The 19,904-nt window shown below is 72.1% G+C and carries 19 protein-coding genes and 1 pseudogene; 2 read left to right on the top strand and 18 right to left on the bottom strand.

Annotation, left to right across the window (positions count from 1 at the left end):
- Positions 1 to 30 precede the first annotated feature (30 nt).
- The 5 genes from ACZDWJ_RS06620 to ACZDWJ_RS06600 form a co-directional block, all read right to left on the bottom strand.
- Complete coding sequence (locus ACZDWJ_RS06620; RefSeq protein WP_463520139.1) at positions 31 to 555, bottom strand: ferritin; 525 nt, start codon at positions 553 to 555, stop codon at positions 31 to 33.
- Positions 556 to 604: 49 nt separating this feature from the next.
- Positions 605 to 877: a hypothetical protein gene (locus tag ACZDWJ_RS06615; protein WP_463520138.1), complete on the bottom strand. Its 273-nt coding sequence runs from the start codon at positions 875 to 877 to the stop codon at positions 605 to 607.
- A gap of 102 nt (positions 878 to 979) precedes the next feature.
- The gene (locus tag ACZDWJ_RS06610; RefSeq protein ID WP_463520137.1) at positions 980 to 2,998 is read right to left on the bottom strand and encodes a protein meaA; all 2,019 of its coding nucleotides are present in this window, start codon (positions 2,996 to 2,998) and stop codon (positions 980 to 982) included.
- A 121-nt stretch (positions 2,999 to 3,119) separates the two neighbouring features.
- Positions 3,120 to 3,428, bottom strand: coding sequence for an STAS domain-containing protein (locus ACZDWJ_RS06605; protein WP_463520136.1), 309 nt, complete (start codon positions 3,426 to 3,428; stop codon positions 3,120 to 3,122).
- Between the two features lie 75 nt (positions 3,429 to 3,503).
- Complete coding sequence (locus ACZDWJ_RS06600; protein WP_463520135.1) at positions 3,504 to 4,106, bottom strand: hypothetical protein; 603 nt, start codon at positions 4,104 to 4,106, stop codon at positions 3,504 to 3,506.
- A gap of 67 nt (positions 4,107 to 4,173) precedes the next feature.
- Between ACZDWJ_RS06600 and ACZDWJ_RS06595 the strand changes: the two genes are divergently transcribed.
- Entirely contained in the window at positions 4,174 to 4,746 is a 573-nt protein-coding gene (locus ACZDWJ_RS06595; protein ID WP_463520134.1) for a cob(I)yrinic acid a,c-diamide adenosyltransferase, read from the top strand.
- A gap of 24 nt (positions 4,747 to 4,770) precedes the next feature.
- Here ACZDWJ_RS06595 and ACZDWJ_RS06590 read toward each other — a convergent pair whose 3' ends face one another.
- Positions 4,771 to 5,988: an MFS transporter gene (locus tag ACZDWJ_RS06590; RefSeq protein WP_463520133.1), complete on the bottom strand. Its 1,218-nt coding sequence runs from the start codon at positions 5,986 to 5,988 to the stop codon at positions 4,771 to 4,773.
- 116 nt (positions 5,989 to 6,104) lie between these two features.
- Between ACZDWJ_RS06590 and ACZDWJ_RS06585 the strand changes: the two genes are divergently transcribed.
- The gene (locus tag ACZDWJ_RS06585) at positions 6,105 to 9,290 is read left to right on the top strand and encodes a DEAD/DEAH box helicase (RefSeq protein ID WP_463520132.1); all 3,186 of its coding nucleotides are present in this window, start codon (positions 6,105 to 6,107) and stop codon (positions 9,288 to 9,290) included.
- 36 nt (positions 9,291 to 9,326) lie between these two features.
- Here ACZDWJ_RS06585 and ACZDWJ_RS06580 read toward each other — a convergent pair whose 3' ends face one another.
- The 12 genes and pseudogenes from ACZDWJ_RS06580 to ACZDWJ_RS06525 all read right to left on the bottom strand — a co-directional run bounded on the left by ACZDWJ_RS06580 (position 9,327) and on the right by ACZDWJ_RS06525 (position 19,902).
- Entirely contained in the window at positions 9,327 to 10,541 is a 1,215-nt protein-coding gene (locus ACZDWJ_RS06580) for an MFS transporter (RefSeq protein WP_463520131.1), read from the bottom strand.
- Positions 10,541 to 10,963 (bottom strand): DUF2550 domain-containing protein, encoded by a 423-nt coding sequence (locus ACZDWJ_RS06575; RefSeq protein ID WP_463520130.1) that lies wholly within the window; start codon positions 10,961 to 10,963, stop codon positions 10,541 to 10,543. Before ACZDWJ_RS06575 ends, ACZDWJ_RS06580 begins: the two co-directional genes overlap by 1 nt.
- 32 nt (positions 10,964 to 10,995) lie before the next feature.
- On the bottom strand, positions 10,996 to 11,397 hold the full coding sequence (locus ACZDWJ_RS06570; protein ID WP_463520129.1) for a F0F1 ATP synthase subunit epsilon: 402 nt from the start codon (positions 11,395 to 11,397) through the stop codon (positions 10,996 to 10,998).
- Complete coding sequence (gene atpD, locus ACZDWJ_RS06565; RefSeq protein ID WP_463520128.1) at positions 11,397 to 12,851, bottom strand: F0F1 ATP synthase subunit beta; 1,455 nt, start codon at positions 12,849 to 12,851, stop codon at positions 11,397 to 11,399. Before atpD ends, ACZDWJ_RS06570 begins: the two co-directional genes overlap by 1 nt.
- A 15-nt stretch (positions 12,852 to 12,866) precedes the next feature.
- Positions 12,867 to 13,781 carry a F0F1 ATP synthase subunit gamma gene (locus tag ACZDWJ_RS06560; protein WP_463520127.1) on the bottom strand — a complete coding sequence of 305 codons (915 nt, stop codon included), beginning with the start codon at positions 13,779 to 13,781 and terminating at the stop codon, positions 12,867 to 12,869.
- 152 nt (positions 13,782 to 13,933) lie between these two features.
- Positions 13,934 to 15,412, bottom strand: a pseudogene (atpA, locus tag ACZDWJ_RS06555) (F0F1 ATP synthase subunit alpha); the annotation flags it as partial.
- 53 nt (positions 15,413 to 15,465) lie between these two features.
- Positions 15,466 to 16,284, bottom strand: a complete 819-nt coding sequence (locus ACZDWJ_RS06550) for a F0F1 ATP synthase subunit delta (RefSeq protein ID WP_463520126.1) — start codon at positions 16,282 to 16,284, stop codon at positions 15,466 to 15,468.
- Positions 16,284 to 16,841: a F0F1 ATP synthase subunit B gene (locus ACZDWJ_RS06545; RefSeq protein WP_463520125.1), complete on the bottom strand. Its 558-nt coding sequence runs from the start codon at positions 16,839 to 16,841 to the stop codon at positions 16,284 to 16,286. Before ACZDWJ_RS06545 ends, ACZDWJ_RS06550 begins: the two co-directional genes overlap by 1 nt.
- Before the next feature lie 21 nt (positions 16,842 to 16,862).
- Positions 16,863 to 17,072 (bottom strand): ATP synthase F0 subunit C, encoded by a 210-nt coding sequence (locus ACZDWJ_RS06540; RefSeq protein WP_224127927.1) that lies wholly within the window; start codon positions 17,070 to 17,072, stop codon positions 16,863 to 16,865.
- Between the two features lie 100 nt (positions 17,073 to 17,172).
- Positions 17,173 to 17,970 (bottom strand): F0F1 ATP synthase subunit A, encoded by a 798-nt coding sequence (atpB, locus tag ACZDWJ_RS06535; RefSeq protein ID WP_463520124.1) that lies wholly within the window; start codon positions 17,968 to 17,970, stop codon positions 17,173 to 17,175.
- 196 nt (positions 17,971 to 18,166) lie between these two features.
- Positions 18,167 to 18,625: a hypothetical protein gene (locus tag ACZDWJ_RS06530; protein WP_463520123.1), complete on the bottom strand. Its 459-nt coding sequence runs from the start codon at positions 18,623 to 18,625 to the stop codon at positions 18,167 to 18,169.
- A gap of 125 nt (positions 18,626 to 18,750) precedes the next feature.
- On the bottom strand, positions 18,751 to 19,902 hold the full coding sequence (locus tag ACZDWJ_RS06525; RefSeq protein ID WP_463520122.1) for a glycosyltransferase family 4 protein: 1,152 nt from the start codon (positions 19,900 to 19,902) through the stop codon (positions 18,751 to 18,753).
- Positions 19,903 to 19,904 lie beyond the last annotated feature (2 nt).

Here is a 19,904-nt window from a genome sequence, read left to right as displayed (position 1 = left end):
GAGGTCGGCGGCCCGTCGTGGCGTGAGGCGTCAGGCGCCGGCGATCGGGGGCGCGGTGGGGTCCTCGCCCTCGGCCGCGTGCTCGCGCGCGACCCACTCCTCGATGTTCTCGACGTCGTCCTTGTTGCGGCGCACCACGGTGAGCAGGTCGGACATGGTGGCGACCTCCTCGACCTGCTCCTTGATGAACCACTGCATGAACTGCTCGGAGGCGAAGTCGGACTCCTCGCGCGCGGTCTTGAGCAGCCCGTTGATCTGGTCGGTGACGCGCCGCTCCTGGGCCAGCGCCAGCTCGACGGGCGCGACGACGTCGGCGAAGACCGACACCGGCGACTCGACGCCGGGGATCTCGACCGAGGCGTCCGTGTCGAGCAGGTAGCGCACCATCATCAGCGCGTGCTCGCGCTCCTCGAGCGCCTGCTGGTAGAAGAACGCCGCCATCTGCGGCATCGTCTCGGCGTCGTAGTGCACGGCGCAGGCGAGGTACTGGTTGTGCGCGGCCAGCTCGTGGCCGATCTGGGTGTTGAGCTGCGCGGCGAACCGGGCTGCGACCACGGGTGACTCCTGGTGAGGACGGGGACGTGCGGGCCCAGGCGACGATGCCTCAGGCGGCCTTCGCGACGTCCTTCTTGGTGAACGTGCGGCCGTCGACGCGGACGAGACGGCGGTGCTTGACGGTATACCCCGAGGGGAGGGTGCCCTCCTTGAGCATCCGCAGCGGGCAACGCCCGCAGCGGCTCTTGGAGCCGCAGCACTTCATCTTGGGCGGCTTGGTGACCAGGCGCAGGCTCTTCTTGGACCCCTTGGCCGATCCCTTGGAGCCCTTCTTGCCCTTCGCGCCCTTGCCCGCCTTCGCGGTGGCCTTCGCCTTTCCCATGCCCCCACCCTAGCAGGAGGTCAGGTAAGCCTTACCTCAGATGTGATCGACCCGGCACCCGTGAGGGGCCGGGTCGATCCCGGGACGAGCGTGAGGTGCCAGTCAGTCCAGGCCGTTGGCGGCGCGGATGACCTCGACGATGCCGCCCATGATCTCGGTGAGGCCGAAGTCCTTGGGCGTGTAGACCGCAGCGACGCCGAGCTCGACGAGCCGCTTGCCGTCGGACTCGGGGATGATGCCGCCGACGATCACCGGGACGTCGGAGATGCCGGCCTCGCGCAGGCCCTCGAGCACCGCGGGCACCAGCTCCATGTGCGAGCCGGAGAGGATCGAGAGGCCGACGCAGTGGACGTCCTCGGCCACCGCGGCCGAGACGATCTGCTGCGGCGTGAGGCGGATGCCCTGGTAGATGACCTCGAAGCCGGCGTCACGGGCGCGCACGGCGACCTGCTCGGCGCCGTTGGAGTGGCCGTCGAGGCCGGGCTTGCCGACGAGCAGGCGCAGGCGTCCGCCGAGCTCCTCGCCGGTGGCCTTGACGCGCTCGCGCACCGCGGTGAGCTCCTCGCCGGCCTCGGCGACGCCGACGGCGCCGGAGACGCCGGTGGGGGCGCGGAACTCGCCGAACACCTCGCGCAGCACGCCGGCCCACTCCCCCGTGGTCGCGCCCGCGCGGGCGGCGGCCAGCGTGGCGTGCATGAGGTTGGCGTCGGTCTTGGCGGCCTCGGCGAGGGCCTGCAGCGCGGCCTGGACGGCGTCCTCGTCGCGCTGGGCCTTCCACTCGGCCACCGAGGCCAGGGCGGTCTTCTCGGCCTCGGGGTCGGCGACCATGATCGCGCCGTCGAGGTCGGAGGTCAGGGGAGAGGGCTCGGTGGTCGTGAACCTGTTGACGCCCACGATCACCTCGTCGCCGGCCTCGATGCGCGCACGGCGGGCGGCGTGGGCGGAGACCAGCTCCTGCTTCATGTAGCCGGAGTCGACGGCGGAGATCGCCCCGCCCATGGCCTGGACGCGGTCGATCTCGGCCTTCGCGGCGGCGACCAGCTCGGCGACCTTGGCCTCGATGACGTGGCTGCCGTCGAAGATGTCCTCGTGCTCGAGCAGGTCGGACTCGAACGCGAGCACCTGCTGCAGGCGCAGCGACCACTGCTGGTCCCACGGACGCGGCAGGCCGAGGGCCTCGTTCCAGGCGGGCAGCTGGACGGCGCGGGCGCGGGCGTTCTTGCTCAGCGTCACGCCGAGCATCTCCAGGACGATGCGCTGGACGTTGTTCTCCGGCTGCGACTCCGTGAGGCCCAGGCTGTTGACCTGGACGCCGTAGCGGAAGCGGCGCATCTTGGGGTCCTGCACGCCGTAGCGCTCGCGGGTGATCTCGTCCCAGAGCTGGACGAAGGCCCGCATCTTGCAGGTCTCCTCGACGAACCGCACGCCGGCGTTGACGAAGAAGGAGATGCGGCCGACGACCTTCTCGAAGTCGGCCTCGTCGACCTGGCCCGACGCCTTGACGCGGTCGAGCACGGCGATCGCGGTGCACAGGGCGTAGGCGAGCTCCTGGGCGGGCGTCGCGCCGGCCTCCTGCAGGTGGTAGCTGCAGATGTTGATCGGGTTCCACTTCGGGATCTGGTGGACCGTGTAGGCAATCATGTCGGCGATCAGCCGCAGGGAGTGCTCGGGCGGGAACACGTAGGTGCCCCGGGAGAGGTACTCCTTGATGATGTCGTTCTGCGTGGTGCCGGCCAGCTGCGCGGCGACCTCGTCGGGGCTCAGGTCGGGGTTCTGCTCCTCGGCCACGACCTGGTACATCGCCAGCATCCACATGGCGGTGGCGTTGATCGTCATCGAGGTGTTCATCGACGTCAGCGGGATCTGGTCGAAGAGCTTGCGCATCTCGCCCAGGTGCGGCACGGGCACGCCGACCTTGCCGACCTCGCCGCGCGACATCACCGAGTCGGGGTCGTAGCCGGTCTGGGTGGGCAGGTCGAAGGCGACCGAGAGACCGGTCTGACCCTTCGCGAGGTTCGTGCGGTAGAGCGCGTTGGAGGCGGTCGCGGTCGAGTGACCCGCGTAGGTCCGCATCACCCACGGCTTGTCCTTGGGCCGCTGGGGGCTGGTCGACTCCGTCATGAGGGTCAATGTACGGCTCGGACTACCGGTTGGTAACCGGAGTCCGCGAGTGGGGACGAGGACATGGATCACATGCGGGGCGTCCGCGCACCGGACGCGGCGCCCCGGGCACCGGACGCGCTCAGGCGGTCTGCGGCTCCCGCTCGACCTCGAGCACCCGGATCATCCGGGTCAGGTGGAGCATGCGCCGCACCGCCGGCGAGCAGCCGCGGACGGTGAGGTGCTGGCCCGCGCGGGCGGCCGTCAGGGACGCCACGCCGAGCACCCGCAGCGCGGTGACGTCGACGGCGTCGACGCCGGCGAGGTCGACGACGACGTCGTCAGGCCAGGACTCGAGCTGGGCGTGCAGCGCCGCCCGCACCTCCATGGTGCTGCGGACGTCGAAGTCGCCGCGCAGGATGACCGTGGGGCCGTCGTAGGTGATGTCCATGGCTGCCTCCCGAGGGGTGTCGGCCGCCGGCCCCGGGGGGAGCCGATGTGCGACCTCTACCCACCATGACGCGGATCACGCCCGATCGGTTGCATCCGATCCTCGATCGCGTGTCGACATCGCCGCGAGCGCCGCCGTCGAGAGGCCGATCAGGGCCATGCCCAGCGCGCCCCGGGGAGAGAAGATGTGGTCGACGTGCACCAGCCACGCACCGAGGACGAACGGCACGGCGAGCACGGCGGTCGGCGGCCGCCGAAGCAGGCGGTCGGCCACCAGCGCCAGGGCGAGCACGATCAGCGCCACCGAGCCGACCTCGCCGATCGGGGTGCCGATGCGGAAGAGCAGGCTGACCTCCTCAGGTCGGGGCACGCCGGGACCGATCCGACGCGTGACCCAGCCTGCGGCGATGCCGCTGATGACGTCGAGCGCGGTGTAGAGCGTCGCGTAGACGTAGGCCGTGAGGCGCACCAGCCAGGCCACGGGATCGCGACGTCCGCGCACGAGCCGGAAGGCCGCGACCCCGACCAGCGGGAAGACCAGCAGGCCGGCCACATGGAGGCCGAACCAGGTGTCCGCCGTGTCGTAGGAGAGGTGGTGGGGGTGGAGGAGGCCGGCCGCACCCAGGGTGAGGCCCGGAAGGGCGAGGACGACGGGCTCGAGCCGGTGGGACCGCTGCATCATCCGAACCTAGCCCGTCCTCCGGACCGGACCGAGCGACTCCACCCGTCCGTCTAGGCTCCCTCCCATGGTGAACCTGACGCGCATCTACACCCGCACCGGCGACGCCGGCGAGACCCGCCTGGGCGACATGAGCGTCACCACCAAGAACGACCTGCGGCTGCACGCCTACGCCGACGTCGACGAGGCCAACGCCACCCTCGGCGTGGCCGTGGCCGTCGGCGGGCTCGACGACGACGTCGTCGCCGTGCTCACCCACGTCCAGAACGACCTCTTCGACGTGGGCGCCGACTTCTGCACCCCGATCGTCCCGGACCCCGAGTACCCGCCGCTGCGGATCACCCAGGACTACGTCGACCGGCTCGAGGCCTGGTGCGACGAGTACAACGCGCACCTGGAGCCGCTGCGCTCCTTCATCCTCTCCGGCGGCACCACCGGAGCGGCGCACCTGCACGTGGCCCGCACCGTCGTGCGCCGGGCCGAGCGCGCCGCCTGGGCGGCCTTCGAGGTGCACGGCGAGACGATGAACAAGCTCGCCATCACCTACCTCAACCGGCTCTCCGACCTCGTCTTCATCCTCGCCCGGCACGCGAACCGCGCCCGAGGCGACGTGCTGTGGGTCCCCGGCGGGGAGCGCTGACCGACTCCCCCGCCCAGCCCGGCCTCAGGCCGCGCGGGTCGCGAGGCCCGGACGCAGCCGCAGCGTCCAGATCGTCAGGCCGAGCAGCGGCAGCGCGCCACCGAGCACGCACACGCCCGTCCAGCCGGCCGCCTCGTGCACGACGCCGGCCGCCGCGGATGCGATCGCGGCGCTGACGAAGGTCGTGCCCATGAACACGGTGTTGACCCGCGCGCGGGCGTCGGGCGCCAGGGCGTAGATCTCCTGCTGGGCCATCACCTGGTGGCACTGGACGGCGAGGTCGAGCAGCACGCCCGCGAGACCGAGCAGGATCAGGCTGCCCTGGCCGATGCCGGCCAGCAGCAGCGCCGCCGAGCCCAGGGCGAGCATGAGGCCGCTGGCCGAGCGACCGCGACCGGCGTCGGCGAGGCGTCCGCCCAGCGGTGCCGCGGCCGCGCCCGCCGCCCCGACGAGGGCGAAGACGCCGATGCCGGCCTGGGTGAGGCCGTGGTCGTCGGCGAGCTCGTAGCCGATGGCGGTCCAGAAGACGCTGAAGGCGGCGAACATCGAGCCGTGGCTCAGCGCCCGGGCGCGCAGCACCGGCTGCTCGCGCGCCAGCGTCACCACCGAGGCCAGCAGCGAGCGGTAGCCGCCGTCGTGCTCGGGCGGACGCTGCGGGAGGGTGCGTCGGAGCAGGGCCGCCAGCGCGAGCATCAGGACGGCGGAGAGCACGTAGACCGAGCGCCAGCCGAGGAGGTCGGCCAGGAGGCTCGAGACGGTGCGCGCCAGCAGGATGCCCAGCAGCAGGCCGCTCATGACGCGCCCGACGATCCGGCCCCGCGCCTCCTCGGGCGCCAGGTGCGCGGCGAAGGGCACCAGCACCTGCGCCACCACCGAGGTGACGCCGATGAGCACCGCCACGGCCGCGAACACCGCGAAGGTCGGCGCCGCGGCGGCCACGGCCAGCGAGGCGGCGGTGCCCAGCAGCACCCGGGTGACCAGGGCGCGGTTCTCGACGAGATCGCCGAGCGGCAGCACCAGGATGAGCGCGAGGGCGTAGCCGAGCTGGGTGAGGGTGACGACCAGCGTCGCGGTGCCGCGGCCGACGCCGAAGCTCCCGGCGATCGCGTCGAGGAGCGGCTGGGAGTAGTAGAGGTTGGCCACCGTGGCTCCGCAGGCCAGCGCCAGGATCAGCGTCAGCGGCCCGAGGGAGGCGGCCGGGCGGGAGGTCGCGGCGGCGTCAGGTCCGAGAGAGGCGGTCACTCCCAGCGCCAACCGAGCCCCGCGCCGCCAGATTCCCCCGCGGGGGTGGGCGGGCGTCCACAGGGCGGGGTCGCCGACGTGGAGATGCGGCCGGATCCTGGCAGGATGAGCCGGTCATGGACATCGCCGAGGAGCTCGCCGCAGCCGACCCTGCCGACCTCTTCGACGCCCGTGCGGCCGAGCTCGGCGCCCAGTACCTCGCCGAGGGGCGCATCCTCTACGCCCAGGTCGGCACCCGCGAGCACGACCACTGGACCGCGCGCTGCTTCGCGCACGGCACCGGACGCCAGACCTACTCGGTCACCCTCGACGCCCGCCTGCGCTCGGGACGCCTCGCCGTCACCACCGCCTGCAGCTGCCCCGTGCGCAGCCAGTGCAAGCACGGCGCCGGCCTCCTGCTGGCCGTGCGCCCCGAGCCGATCCCGAGCGCCCGCTCCTGGCGCGACGAGCTCGACGACCTCGCGGCCGCCGTCGGCGTCACCGAGCGCGCCGAGCCCAAGCCCGTCGGCCTGGAGATCGCCTGGGAGGCCGCGCCCTACGGCAGCCACGAGCGGCGGCTGACGCTGCGGCCGATGCGGCCGGGCGCGCGCCAGGCCTGGGTGCGCACCGGGCTCGGCTGGGGCGACCTCACCCAGGCGATCGAGCGAGGAACCTACGACCACACCCAGATGGCCGCGGTCGAGCGGCTGCGCCTGGCCCTGGTGGCCAGCGGCCGCCAGTGGCACGCCACCCGCTTCAACCCGACGCTGCGCGACTTCGGGCCCGACGTCGTCCGGCTGCTGCGCGAGGCGCGCGAGGCCGGCGTCACCCTGCTCGCGGCCGAGCCGCTGCCGCCGATCGCCCTGCTCGACGAGCCCGCTGCGCTCGGCGTCGACGTCACCCGCGACGGCGGCCGCGCGCAGGTGCGCGTCGGCATCACCCATGACGGCGGCTTCTGGGGCGGCGACGACGCCGTCCTCATCGGCGAGCCGGCTCACTCCGTCGCCCTGCGCAGCGCCGGCCGCCTGGGCCTGGCCCGCATCGCCCGGCCCCTGCAGGGCGCGGCGCTCACCGCGGCCCGGCGCACCGACCCCATCGAGGTGCCCGCCGCCGAGGTCGACCAGCTCACCGAGCGCCTCGGCGCCCTCACGCGGGCGCTGCCGGTCGTGTCGAGCGACGGCACCGTCGAGGTGCCGGAGAGCCCACGCCCGCGCCTGACGCTCACCGTCACCTGGCACGACGCCGTGCGCGCCGAGGTGGCCTGGGACTGGCACTACGGCACCCTCGCGAGCGTCCCGCTCGACGCGCCCCACTCCCCCGCCCTGCCGCGCGACCGCGCCGCCGAGGACGAGATCCTCGCGCTCCTCGACCCCCGGCCCGGCCCCGCCGCGCGCGCGGAGGCCGTCGGCTCCGAGGCCCTCACCCTCGCGCTGGTGCACCTGCCGGCCTGGCGCGAGAGCGGACAGGTCGACGTCGTCGAGCACGACGCCCCGACCTTCCGCGAGACCACCGCGACGCCCGAGATCTCCCTCCAGGTGCGCGACCTCGAGGAGGAGCCGGGCGACCAGCACCGCCCCGACCACACCGACTGGCTCGACCTCGAGGTGATGATCACCGTCGAGGACCGCCGCATCCCGCTGGCCCACGTGCTCGAGGCGCTGACGCTCGGCCACACCCGACTCGTGCTGCCCGGCGGCCTCTGGCTGAGCCTGGAGCGGCCCGAGCTGACCCGCCTGGCCGAGATCGTCGCCGAGGCCCGCGAGCTGCAGCCGGGCAGCGACGCCGAGCTGCGCGTCGGCACCCGCGACCTCGGCCTGTGGGCCGAGCTGGCCGACCTCGGCGTCATCGACGCCGCCGCTGCGCAGTTCGTCCGCCGCGCGCTCGCGCTGCGCGACCTCGAGGAGATCCCGCGTCCCGAGCCCACCGGGCTGGCCACCGAGCTGCGCTCCTATCAGCGCGAGGGCTTCTGGTGGCTCGCGCTGCTGTGGGAGCACGGCCTCGGCGGGATCCTGGCCGACGACATGGGCCTCGGCAAGACCCTGCAGGTGCTCGCCCTGATCGCCCACACTCGCGCCACCGAGGAGCGTCCGTTCCTCGTCGTCGCGCCCACGAGCGTCGTGCCCGCCTGGGTCGACCAGGCCCGCCGGCACGCCCCCGGCCTGCGCGTCGTCGCGATCGACGCCACCCGCCGGGGCCGCGACAGCGACCTCGCCGCCCTCGCGCGCGGGGCCGACGTCGTCGTCACCAGCTACACCCTGCTGCGCCTGGAGCAGCACGCCTACCACGGCGTCGAGTGGGCCGGCCTGATCCTCGACGAGGCCCAGCAGGTCAAGAACCACCGCAGCCAGGCGCACACCGCCGTGCGCGGGGTGCGGGCGCCGTTCGCGCTCGCCGTCACCGGCACGCCCTTCGAGAACCGCCTGATGGAGCTGTGGTCGCTGCTCTCGATCGTGGCGCCGGGCCTCTACCCGCGTCCGCGGGCCTTCCAGGAGTCCGTGGTGCGCCCGGTGGAGCGCAACGGCGACGAGGCCGCGCTGGCCCGGCTCACCCGCCGCATCAAGCCGTTCATGCTGCGCCGCACCAAGGAGCGGGTGGCCGCCGACCTGCCGCCGAAGCACGTGCAGGTGCTGCCGGTCGAGCTCTCCGAGCGTCACCGCCGCGTCTACGACACCCACCTCAACCGGGAGCGTCAGCGCATCCTCGGCCTGGTCAGCGACGACTTCGATCGCAACCGCGTCGCGATCCTCGCCGCGCTCACCCGCCTGCGACAGCTCGCCCTCGATCCCGCCCTGGTCTCCGAGGAGCACGAGGACGTCGGATCGGAGAAGGTCGAGGTGCTCGTCGACCACCTGCGCGAGCTCGCGGCCGAGGGCCACCGGGCGCTGGTCTTCAGCCAGTTCACCTCCTTCCTCCGGCGCATCCGCGAGCGGCTGGCCGCCGAGGGCATCGGCTACTCCTACCTCGATGGCACCACGCAGCGTCGCGGCGAGGTCGTCGAGGGCTTCCGCGAGGGCGACGCCCCGGTCTTCCTCATCAGCCTCAAGGCCGGCGGCACCGGACTCACCCTCACCGAGGCCGACTACGTCTTCGTGCTCGACCCGTGGTGGAACCCCGCCGTCGAGGCCCAGGCCGTCGACCGCAGCCACCGCATCGGCCAGCAGCGCACCGTGCACGTCTACCGCTTCGTCGCCCAGGGCACGATCGAGGAGAAGGTGCTGGCCCTCCAGGAGCGCAAGGCACGGCTCTTCGCACAGGTCGTCGACGGCGACGGCGCGCTGGCCGCGGCCATCACCGCCGACGACGTCCGCGGCCTGCTGACCTGAGCGCTCGAGCCCTCCCCCGAGCCCGCCGCGGCGGGATCAGGATGCGACGGCGTCGCGGGCCGGCCGGGCGGCCAGCACGCTGACGGCCGCGGGGACCATGAGCGCGGCGACGACGAGCAGCGACTCCAGCGTGCCCACGGCGTCGCCGAGGCGGCCGAGCAGGGGCGGACCGGCGAGGAAGGCTCCGTAGCCGATCGTCGAGACGACGCTGACGCGCAGCGCGGCCCGCTCGGGATCGTCGGCCGCGGCGCTCATGCCCACGGGGAAGCCGAGCGAGGCGCCCAGCCCCCACAGGACGATGCCGAGCACGGCGCAGGCCAGGGACGCGACGCCGTCGAGCCGCCCACCGGCCACGACCAGCAGGACGCCGACGAGCGCGGCGGCCGAGCAGGCCCACAGCACCGGGGCGCGGCCGTGCCGATCGAGCAGCACCGGCCCGCCGACGCGTCCCACGGTCATCGCCACCACGAAGCAGGCGAAGCCGGCCACGCCGAGCCAGTGCGGCACGCCGTAGCCGTCGATGAGGCCGAGCGTGAGCCAGTCGTTGGAGGCGCCCTCGAGCATCGCGAAGGCCAGCACCATGACGCCGATCGCCAGCACGCGCGGCTCGGTCCAGGCCGAGCGGCCCCGCGGGCGCGCGGCGTGCCCGGCGTGCTCGGCGTGCTCGGCGGACGAGCGAGCCTGCTGGGCGGGCGCGAAGCCCTGCGAGGCGACGACCGCCACGACCGCCACGAGCGCCGCGCCCGCCACCCAGTGCACCACCAGGGGCAGCGAGACGGCCGTGACCACGACGCCCACGCCCGCGCCGGTGAACGAGCCGAGGCTCCAGCCGGCGTGGAAGCGCGGCATGATCGTGCGTCCCAGCCGTCGCTCGACCTCGGCGGCCTCCACGTTCATCGCGACGTCCCAGCTGCCGATGCCCGCGCCGTAGACGAACCAGCCGACGGCGGTGAGCGCGACCTCGCCGGAGACCACGCCCACGGAGGCCGCGACGAGTCCGACGACGTCCAGGCCGACGCCGAGGCGCACCACCGCGCCCGCGCCGTACCGCGCCACCAGCCGGCCGGTCAGCGGCAGCGCGATGAGCGAGCCGGCCGAGATGGCCAGCAGGAGCAGGCCGAGGTCGCCGTTGCTGAGGGAGAGCCCGGAGCGGACGTCGGCGAGCCGGGAGACCAGGCAGGCGAACAGGAAGCCGTTGGCGGCGAACACCAGGGAGACGCCGACCCGGTCCTCGAGGACGGGTGCGCGCATCAGGGCATCTGGGCGCCGGGCGGCTTGGCCTCGAGCCAGGCCTGGAAGCCGGTCAGCGAGGTGCCGGCCATGGCCAGCTCGACCTCGCCGTCGAGATCACGGCACATGATGACGAGGTGGTCGGGGTAGAGCGCCATCTGCTCGGCGCCGACGACGTCGCGCCTCCCCTCGTAGAGGAGCTCGCTGCGCTCCCAGGAGATCTTGGGCCGCACCGAGAGGGAGAAGAAGCGGAACCACTCCAGGCGCTCGCCGGAGTAGCGCCCGACCCCGAGCAGCCAACCGGACCGGGCGCGGTAGCTGAGCTCGAAGGTGCCGCCGTGCCGGGCGATGACCCGGCGACGGACGACGAGGGCGATGCCGTAGCACAGGAGCAGGGCCAGGAGCGCGCCGAGGACGTCGAGCACGAGCTCCCACCACGGCATCCGGCCCCCTCTGCGACGACTGTGAGGGGAGCCTAGCGGGTGACCGCGCGCGCCTTCTCGACGGCCCGGATCCGCGCCTCGGCACGGCGGATGCGCTGCTCCCGCTCGTCACCGCTGGGCAGGGTCTGGGCCTCCTCGAGCGCCGCGTTGACCTCGTCGATGACGATCTCCTCGGCGAGCAGCACGTGCTCGGAGAGGATCGAGACGCGGTCCTGCGCGACGGAGAGGAACCCGCCGTCGACCGTGGCCACCACGACGCCGTCGGCGGTGTTCAGCTCGACGACGGCGTCGGTGAGCAGCGAGAGGAGCGGGGCGTGCCCGGGGAGCACGCCCACGTCCCCCTCCACCGTCCGGGCGATCACCATCGTCGCCTGACCGGACCACACGATCCGGTCGGCGGCGACGAGGGCGACCTCGAGGACTGCGTCGCTCATCAGAGGCTCTTCTGGATCTCGGCCCACTTCTGCTCGACGTCGTCCAGACCGCCGCACATGAAGAAGGCCTGCTCGGCCACGTGGTCGTACTCGCCGTCGGCGATCTTGTTGAACGCCTCGATCGTGTCGGCGACGGGGACCGTGGAGCCCTCGATGCCGGTGAACTGCTTGGCGACGTAGGTGTTCTGCGAGAGGAACCGCTGGATGCGGCGCGCCCGCGACACGATGATCTTGTCCTCCTCGGACAGCTCGTCGACGCCGAGGATCGCGATGATGTCCTGGAGCTCCTTGTTGCGCTGCAGGATCTGCTTGACGCGGATCGCGCAGTCGTAGTGCGCCTGACCGATGTACTGCGGGTCGAGGATGCGGGAGGTCGAGGTCAGCGGGTCCACCGCGGGGTAGATGCCGAGCGAGGCGATCTCACGCGAGAGCTCCGTCGTGGCGTCCAGGTGGGCGAACGTGGTGGCCGGGGCCGGGTCGGTGTAGTCGTCGGCCGGCACGTAGATCGCCTGCAGCGAGGTGATCGAGTGACCACGCGTCGAGGTGATGCGCTCCTGCAGGGTGCCCATCTCGTCGGCGAGGTTCGGCTGGTAGCCCACGGCGCTCGGCATGCGGCCGAGCAGGGTGGAGACCTCCGAGCCGGCCTGGGTGAACCGGAAGATGTTGTCGATGAACAGCAGCACGTCCTGGTTCTGCACGTCGCGGAAGTACTCCGCCATCGTGAGGGCCGACAGCGCGACGCGCAGGCGGGTGCCCGGCGGCTCGTCCATCTGGCCGAAGACGAGCGCGGTCTGACCGAGGACGCCCGCCTCCTCCATCTCGACCATGAGGTCGTTGCCCTCGCGGGTGCGCTCGCCGACGCCGGCGAACACCGACACGCCACCGTGGTTGCGCGCCACGCGGGCGATCATCTCCTGGATGAGCACGGTCTTGCCGACGCCCGCGCCGCCGAACAGGCCGATCTTGCCGCCCTGGACGTACGGGGTGAGCAGGTCGATGACCTTGATGCCGGTCTCGAACATCTGGGTCTTCGACTCCAGCTGGTCGAAGGCCGGGGCCTTGCGGTGGATGCCCCAGCGCTCGGTGGGCTCGAAGGTCTCGCCCTCGGCGAGGTTGAGGACGTCACCGGTGGCGTTGAAGACCTTGCCGAGGGTGGCGTCGCCGACGGGCACGGTGATCGGCTTGCCGGTGTCCTGCACCTGCGCGCCGCGGACCAGGCCGTCGGTGGGCTTCAGCGAGATGGCGCGGACCATGCCGTCGCCGATGTGCTGGGCGACCTCGAGGGGCAGCACCGCGGTCTCGCCGCTGATGGTGATCTCGGTCTCGAGCTTGTTGTAGATCTCCGGCATCGCGTCGACGGGGAACTCCACGTCGACGACGGGGCCGATCACGCGGGCGATGCGGCCGACCGAGCCGGAGGCGTTGGTCGTGGTCTCTTCAGCAGTAGCAGTCATCGTTCTTCTCCACAATCAATCGCTGGCGGCGTTGGCATCGGCCAGCGCGTTGACGCCACCGACGATCTCGCTGATTTCCTGGGTGATGCCGGCCTGGCGGGCCTGGTTGGCGATCCGGGTGTACTTCTTGATGAGCTCGTCGGCGTTGTCCGTGGCCGACTTCATCGCCTTCTGACGGGCCGCGAGCTCGGAGGCGGCGGCCTGCAGGAGGCAGAAGAAGATGCGGCTCTGGACGTACTGCGGCAGCAGGCCGTCGAGGACCGCCTCGGGGGACGGCTCGAACTCGTAGAGGGGCAGGAGCTCGCCCTCGGCGGGCGGCTCGGTGCCCTCGACGACCTCGAGCGGCAGCAGCCGCACGGCCGTGGGGGCCTGGGTGAGCATCGAGACGAACCGCGTGTAGACCACGTGGACCTCATCGACGTCGCCCCCGACGCCCTGCTCGGCGAGGAACGCCTCGATCAGGGTCTCCCCGATCTCGGCGGCCACGTCGTAGCTGGGCTGGTCGGAGAAGCCCGTCCAGGCCTGCACCACGGGACGCTGGCGGAAGCGGAAGTACGCCTCCCCCTTGCGGCCGGCGATGTAGGTGACGACCTCCTTGCCCTCCTCGGTCAGCTTGGCGGCCAGACGCTCGGCCTCCTTGATGACGCTCGAGGAGTAGGCACCGGCCAGTCCACGGTCGCTCGTGACGAGCAGGATCGCCGCACGACGGGGGTTCTCCGGCTCGGTGGTGAGCGGGTGGTCGACGTTGGAGAACGTCGCGACGGCCGAGACGGCTCGGGTGAGCTCACGCGCGTACGGCGCGGCCGCCTGGGCCCGCTGCTGCGCCTTGATGATGCGGGACGCAGCGATGAGCTCCATGGCGCGCGTGATCTTCTTCATCGACTCCGTCGACTTGATCCGCGCGCGGTACTCGCGCAGCGATACGGCCATCGTCAGCCCCGCTTCTGCTTGACGATCGTCTCCTGGCCCTCGTCCTCCAGCGCCTCGGCCGCAGCCTCGGTGCCGGCCTTCACACCGGCGCCGGAGCCGGCGAACTGGGCGAGGAAGGAGTCGTACGCAGCGGTCAGACCCTCCTCGACCTCGAACTTCAGGGTCTCGCGGATCGAGGCGAGGATGCCCTCGTGCGAGAGACGCAGGTAGTCGAGGAACTCCTGCTCGAAGCGCAGGACGTCGTCGGTCTCGATGGCGTCGAGGCGACCGGTGGTGCCCAGCCACAGCGAGACCGTCATCTCCTCGACCGGGTACGGCGAGTAGGCGGGCTGCTTGAGCAGGGCCATCAGGCGCTGACCGCGGGCGAGCTGCTGCTTGGAGGCGGCGTCGAGGTCGGAGGCGAACATGGCGAAGGCCTCCATCGCGCGGAACTGCGCGAGGTCGACCTTGAGCGAGCCGGTGACGTTCTTCATCGCCTTGGTCATGGCCGCACCGCCGACGCGGGAGACCGAGACGCCGACGTCGATGGCCGGACGCTGGTTGGCCGCGAACAGGTCGGACTGCAGGAAGATCTGACCGTCGGTGATGGAGATGACGTTGGTCGGGATGAACGCCGAGACGTCGTTGGCCTTGGTCTCGATGATCGGCAGACCGGTCATCGAGCCGGCACCGAGGTCGTCGGAGAGCTTCGCGCAGCGCTCGAGGAGACGGCTGTGCAGGTAGAAGACGTCACCCGGGTAGGCCTCGCGGCCCGGCGGGCGACGCAGCAGCAGCGACACCGCGCGGTAGGCCTCGGCCTGCTTGGTGAGGTCGTCGAAGACGATGAGGACGTGCTTGCCCTCGTACATCCACTGCTGGCCGATGGCCGAGCCGGTGTAGGGGGCGAGGTACTTGAAGCCGGCGGAGTCGGAGGCCGGGGCCGCCACGATGGTGGTGTACTCCAGGGCGCCGGACTCCTCGAGGGCACCGCGCACCGAGGCGATGGTGGAGCCCTTCTGGCCGATGGCGACGTAGATGCAGCGGACCTGCTTCGAGGGGTCGCCGGACTCCCAGTTCTGCTTCTGGTTGATGATCGTGTCGATCGCGATCGTGGTCTTGCCGGTCGCGCGGTCGCCGATGATCAGCTGACGCTGGCCGCGGCCGATGGGCGTCATGGCGTCGATCGCCTTGATGCCGGTGGCCAGCGGCTCGTGCACCGACTTGCGCTGCACCACGGTGGGCGCCTGCAGCTCGAGGGCGCGACGACCGGTCGTGGCGATCTCGCCGAGGCCGTCGATCGCGTTGCCGAGCGGGTCGACGACGCGACCGAGGTAGCCGTCGCCGACGGGGACCGAGAGGACCTCGCCGGTGCGGCGGACCGGCTGGCCCTCCTCGATCTTGTCGAAGTCACCGAGGATGACGACGCCGATCTCGCGGTCCTCGAGGTTCAGCGCGAGGCCGAGCGTGCCGTCCTCGAACTGCAGCAGCTCGTTCGCCATCGCCGAGGGCAGGCCGCTGACGCGGGCGATGCCGTCACCGGCGGAGGCGACGGTGCCGACCTCCTCCTTGGAGGCGGCCTCGGGCTGGTAGTCGGCGACGTACTTCGCCAGTGCGTCGCGGATCTCCTCCGGCCGGATGGAGAGCTCCGTCATGGTGGTGCCTTCTCTCTTGTCTGTCGTCGTCGAAGTCGGGGGGCGGACCGGAGTCAGCCGGCGAGGCGGCGGCTGGCCTCGGCGAGTCGGCTGGAGACGGTGCCGTCGATGACGTCGTCCCCGATCTCGACCCGGATGCCGCCGATGACGCTGGGGTCGACCAGCAGGTTGAGGTGGACCGGCCGGCCGTACTGACGCTGCAGGGCAGCGGCCAGGCGGGAGCGGTCGGCGTCGGAGAGGGGGCGGGCCACGCGGACGGTGGCGACGCTCTCCCCGTGCACCTCGGAGGCGACCCGCTGGTACTCGCCCAGCGCGACACCGACGGTGCGGTGGCTGCTGGAGAGCGCCTGGGTGGCCAGGGTGACGGTGGCCGGCAGCGCCTTGGCGGCCAGCAGGTCCCGGACGAGACCGGCCTTGTCGGCCCCGCTGCGGGCGGGGTCGGCGAGGGCGTCACGCAGCGCGGGCGCCTCCTTCACGGCCTGGGCGAACGCGAACAGCTCGTCGGCCAGCCGGCCGGCGTCGCCGCCCGCGGAGCGCACCGTGGCGACCGCGGAGAGGTGCTCGAGGGCGTCGGCGAGGTCGCGGCCGCTGGTCCAGCGCCGGGTGACCGCGTCGGCCAGGAGCTCCACGCTCTCGGGACGGACGCGCGGCCCGAAGACCTCGCGCACCAGGCCCGACTTGGCCTCGGAGACCACCGAGGCGTCGGTGAGGAAGCGTCGCAGCGCACCCTCGGAGCGCAGCGCCCCGGCGATCTCGAACAGGTCGCTGGCGACCCCTGCCGCGGTCTCCGTGGAACCGGAGACCGCGGAGGTCAGCGCCTCGTCCAGTGCGGCGACGGCCTCGGCCGAGCCGCCTCGGAAGCCTCGTGCCATCAGTTGACCCCCGGCGTCCCGGTCTCGAGGTCGGCCAGGAAGCGCTCGACGACGCGGCTCTGGCGAGCCTCGTCCTCGAGGCTCTCGCCGACGATGCGACCGGCCAGGCCGGTCGCGAGCGAGCCGACCTCGGCGCGCAGGGCCGTGATGGCCTGCTGACGCTCGGCGTCGATCTGGGTCTTGCCGTGCTCGACGATGCGCGCAGCCTCGGCCTGGGCCTGCTCGCGCAGCTCGGCGACGATCGCCGCACCCTGCTCGCGGGCCTCCTCGCGGATGCGCGCGGCCTCGTGACGGGCGTCGGCGAGCTGGGACTCCAGCTCGGCGAGCTTGGCGTCGGCCTCGGCCTGCTTGGTCTCCGCGGCGGCGATCCCGCCCTCGATGGCCTGGGTGCGCTCGGCGTAGGCCTTCTCGAAGTTGGGGATGACCAGCTTCTTGAGCAGGAACAGCAGGATGAGCAGGACGACGAGACCGAGGACGATCTCCGGGACGTCCGGGATCAGCGGGTTGGGCGCCTCCTCGGAGGACTCCCCCGCTGCTCGAACAATGAGCGACAGCATGAGCTAGTCAGCCTCCGACGGTCAGGGCTGGAGGACGAAGGCGAGCGCCAGCGAGATGATGAAGAACTGCTCGGCGAGCACGAAGCCGAAGATGGCGATGCTCTGCAGTCGACCCTGGGCCTCCGGCTGACGGGCGACGCCCGAGACGTACGCGGCGAAGATCAGGCCGACGCCGATCGCCGGGCCGATGGCGGCCAGGCCGAGGCCGATCATGTTCAGGGTGCCACCCATGGGGGTTTCCTTTCGGTTGTGCCGCACCGTCTCTGTCGGTGCGCCGTTGGTGGTGGTGCTGGTGGAGCGTGGTGCTGCCGGGACCGGCTGAGCCGCTGGCTCAGTGCTCCTCGGCGATGGCGCCGCCGATGTACATGGCGGCGAGCAGGGTGATGACGTAGGCCTGCAGGAACATCACCAGCATGTCGAGGAAGCTCACGCCGATGCCGATGATGAAGGACAGGACGCCGGCGGGGATGCCGAGCGCGGAGGGGTCGTAGGACGACACCAGGTAGTGGGCGCCCACCGAGAACAGGATGAGGAGAAGGTGGCCGGCGAACATCGTCGCGAAGAGTCGCAGCGCCAGGGTGAACGGGCGGACGATGATGTTGGAGAAGAACTCCAGGGGCACCAGCGCGATGAGGATCGGGCCGCTGATGCCGCCGGGCACGGTCTGGTGCTTGAGGTAGCCGAAGAGGCCGTGCTTGGCCACGCCGACGCCGTTGTAGACGACCCAGATGACCGCGGCGATCGCGATCGGGAAGCCGATGCGCGACATGGGCGGGAACTGCAGGAACGGGATGACGCCGTAGAAGTTGTTCACGAGCACGAAGGTGAAGATCGTGAACAGCAGCGGCACGAAGCGCATGAAGTCGTGGGCGCCGATGGTGTCGCGGGCGATGGAGTTGCGCACGAAGTCGTAGACGTACTCGCCGGCGAACTGCAGGCGGCCGGGGACGACCGCGGCGCGGCGCGACATCGCGTAGAAGAGGGCGACGACGACGACCACCGAGAGGACCACGAGCAGCATCGGCTTGGTGGTGCCGGCGAAGAGCGGGTCGAGGTCGAAGTCCGCGGGACCGGGGATGTGCGGACCCTCTTCCGAGGCCCGGATCAGGGTCGTCCCGATGAGGCTCACTGCTTCTCCTGTGTGTCGGTTCCTACGGCTGCGTGTCGTTCGGCGTCGGCATGCGGATGAGCGCTGGGCCTCTCGGCACACGACACCCGGCTCGTCGGCTGCGCGGATCGCGCGGCCCGACCTCGGGCGGGTGCCATGCGGCTGCGGCAGGCCCGCGGGAGGCCGTCGCGCACCGGACGATAGCAGGGGTTCTGGGTCACTGGTCCCCCGCCCGGTCCGGGAGGTCATAGGTCGGGATGCGCTGGGTGAGGACGACCGCGAGCTGGGCGGTCATCCACGCCACGGAGGCCACGATGACGCCGATCCCGAGCCACGTGCGGGAGATGCTCGCGTCGAGGGCGCCGGAGGCGTTCATGACCAGGAAGAAGACCGCCAGCAGGCCGACCTGCATGGTGTAGGTCATCAGCGCGGCGCCGAGGGCCGCTGCCGGCATGGCGGTGGCGACGAGGTCGACCACCAGGGCGCCGACGAGGAACGTCGCGAGCGTGACGCCCGCGCCCAGCGCCGCTCCGGCGGCGCCCGGGGAGCCCGCGACCAGGGCGCCGATCGTGACGACGGCCCCGGCGGCGACGGCGCATCCGGCGGCCGCGCCGAGGACGGCGGGGCGCCCCGTGGACCGTCGCGCGGGAGCGCTGGCGGGGGTGTCGGTCGTCATGGGTGGCGGCCGTTCCTGTTGGGGGTCAACGTGGTTCGCGAGCGGCCTTCCGACCGCTCGTGAAAACTATCACAAGGGGGTCGGAGGCCGGTCAACTGGATCGTTCCAGAGCGCTCGCCGGTGGGCTAGAGCAGCTCGGTGGGCGGGACGTCGCGGGGGGTCGCGATGCCCGGCCGCGTCGGCAGCGCGAAGGTGACGACGACGGCCAGCACGGTGGCCAGGCCGACCCCGACCCAGACCCAGGGAGCGGTGTAGAGGCTCGCGACGACGGTGCCGAAGGCGATGACCGCCGCCCACATCCACATCGTCAGGACCGCGCGGCGCTGGGAGTGCCCGATCTCGAGGAGCCGGTGGTGCAGGTGCTGCTTGTCGGGCGCGAAGGGCGAGCGTCCGGCCCGGGTGCGGCGCACCACCGCGAGCACGAGGTCGAGCAGGGGCACGACCAGGATCGCCAGCGGTGGCAGCAGCAGCGGCAGGAGGGTCGGGGCCAGGCTCGCCTGCGCGCCCGCTCCCCCGCGCGTGAGGTCGCCGTCGGCGAACTGGCCGGTGAGCGTGATCGCGCTGGCCGAGAGCACCAGGCCGATGAGCATGGACCCGGAGTCGCCCATGAACAGCCGCGCCGGGTTGAAGTTGTGCGGGAGGAAGCCCGCGCACGCTCCGGCGAGCGCGATGGCCAGGAAGGCCGCCGACGTCGCGCGGTCGGCGTTGTTGATGCGGGTGAGCTGGTAGCAGAAGACGAAGAAGGCGAGCGCGCCCAGCCCCACCATGCCCGCCGCCAGCCCGTCGAGCCCGTCGACGAAGTTCACCGCGTTCATCGTCGTCACGACGACGAAGCCGGTGAGCAGGGCGCCCTGCGCGGGGTCGAGGGAGAAGACGGTGCCGTCGGTGGCCGGGAAGTAGTAGAAGCGGATCCCGAAGGCGATGAGGAAGCCCGCGGCGAGCACCTGGCCGCCGAGCTTGGTGAGGGCATCGAGCTCGAAGAGGTCGTCGAGCACCCCGACGGCGCAGATGAGGATGCCCGCGCCGATGACCACGCCCGCATCGCGGAAGACCGCCAGCCCCGAGGAGAGGAAGGGCAGGTCCCGCGCCACGATGAAGGCGGCGATGAGGCCGCCGCACATCGCCACGCCCCCGCCGTAGGGGATCGGGACGTCGTGGACGTCGCGGTCGCGGATGGTGGCGACGGCGCCGGTGCGCAGCGCGAGCTCGCGGGCGATGACCGTCAGGAGATAGGTGACGCCGGCGGCGACGAGGAAGACCAGGGCGTACTCCCGCACGC

It is taken from the genome of Nocardioides sp. B129/18, assembly GCF_055282735.1.
This window is presented reverse-complemented; position numbering and strand designations above follow the sequence as displayed.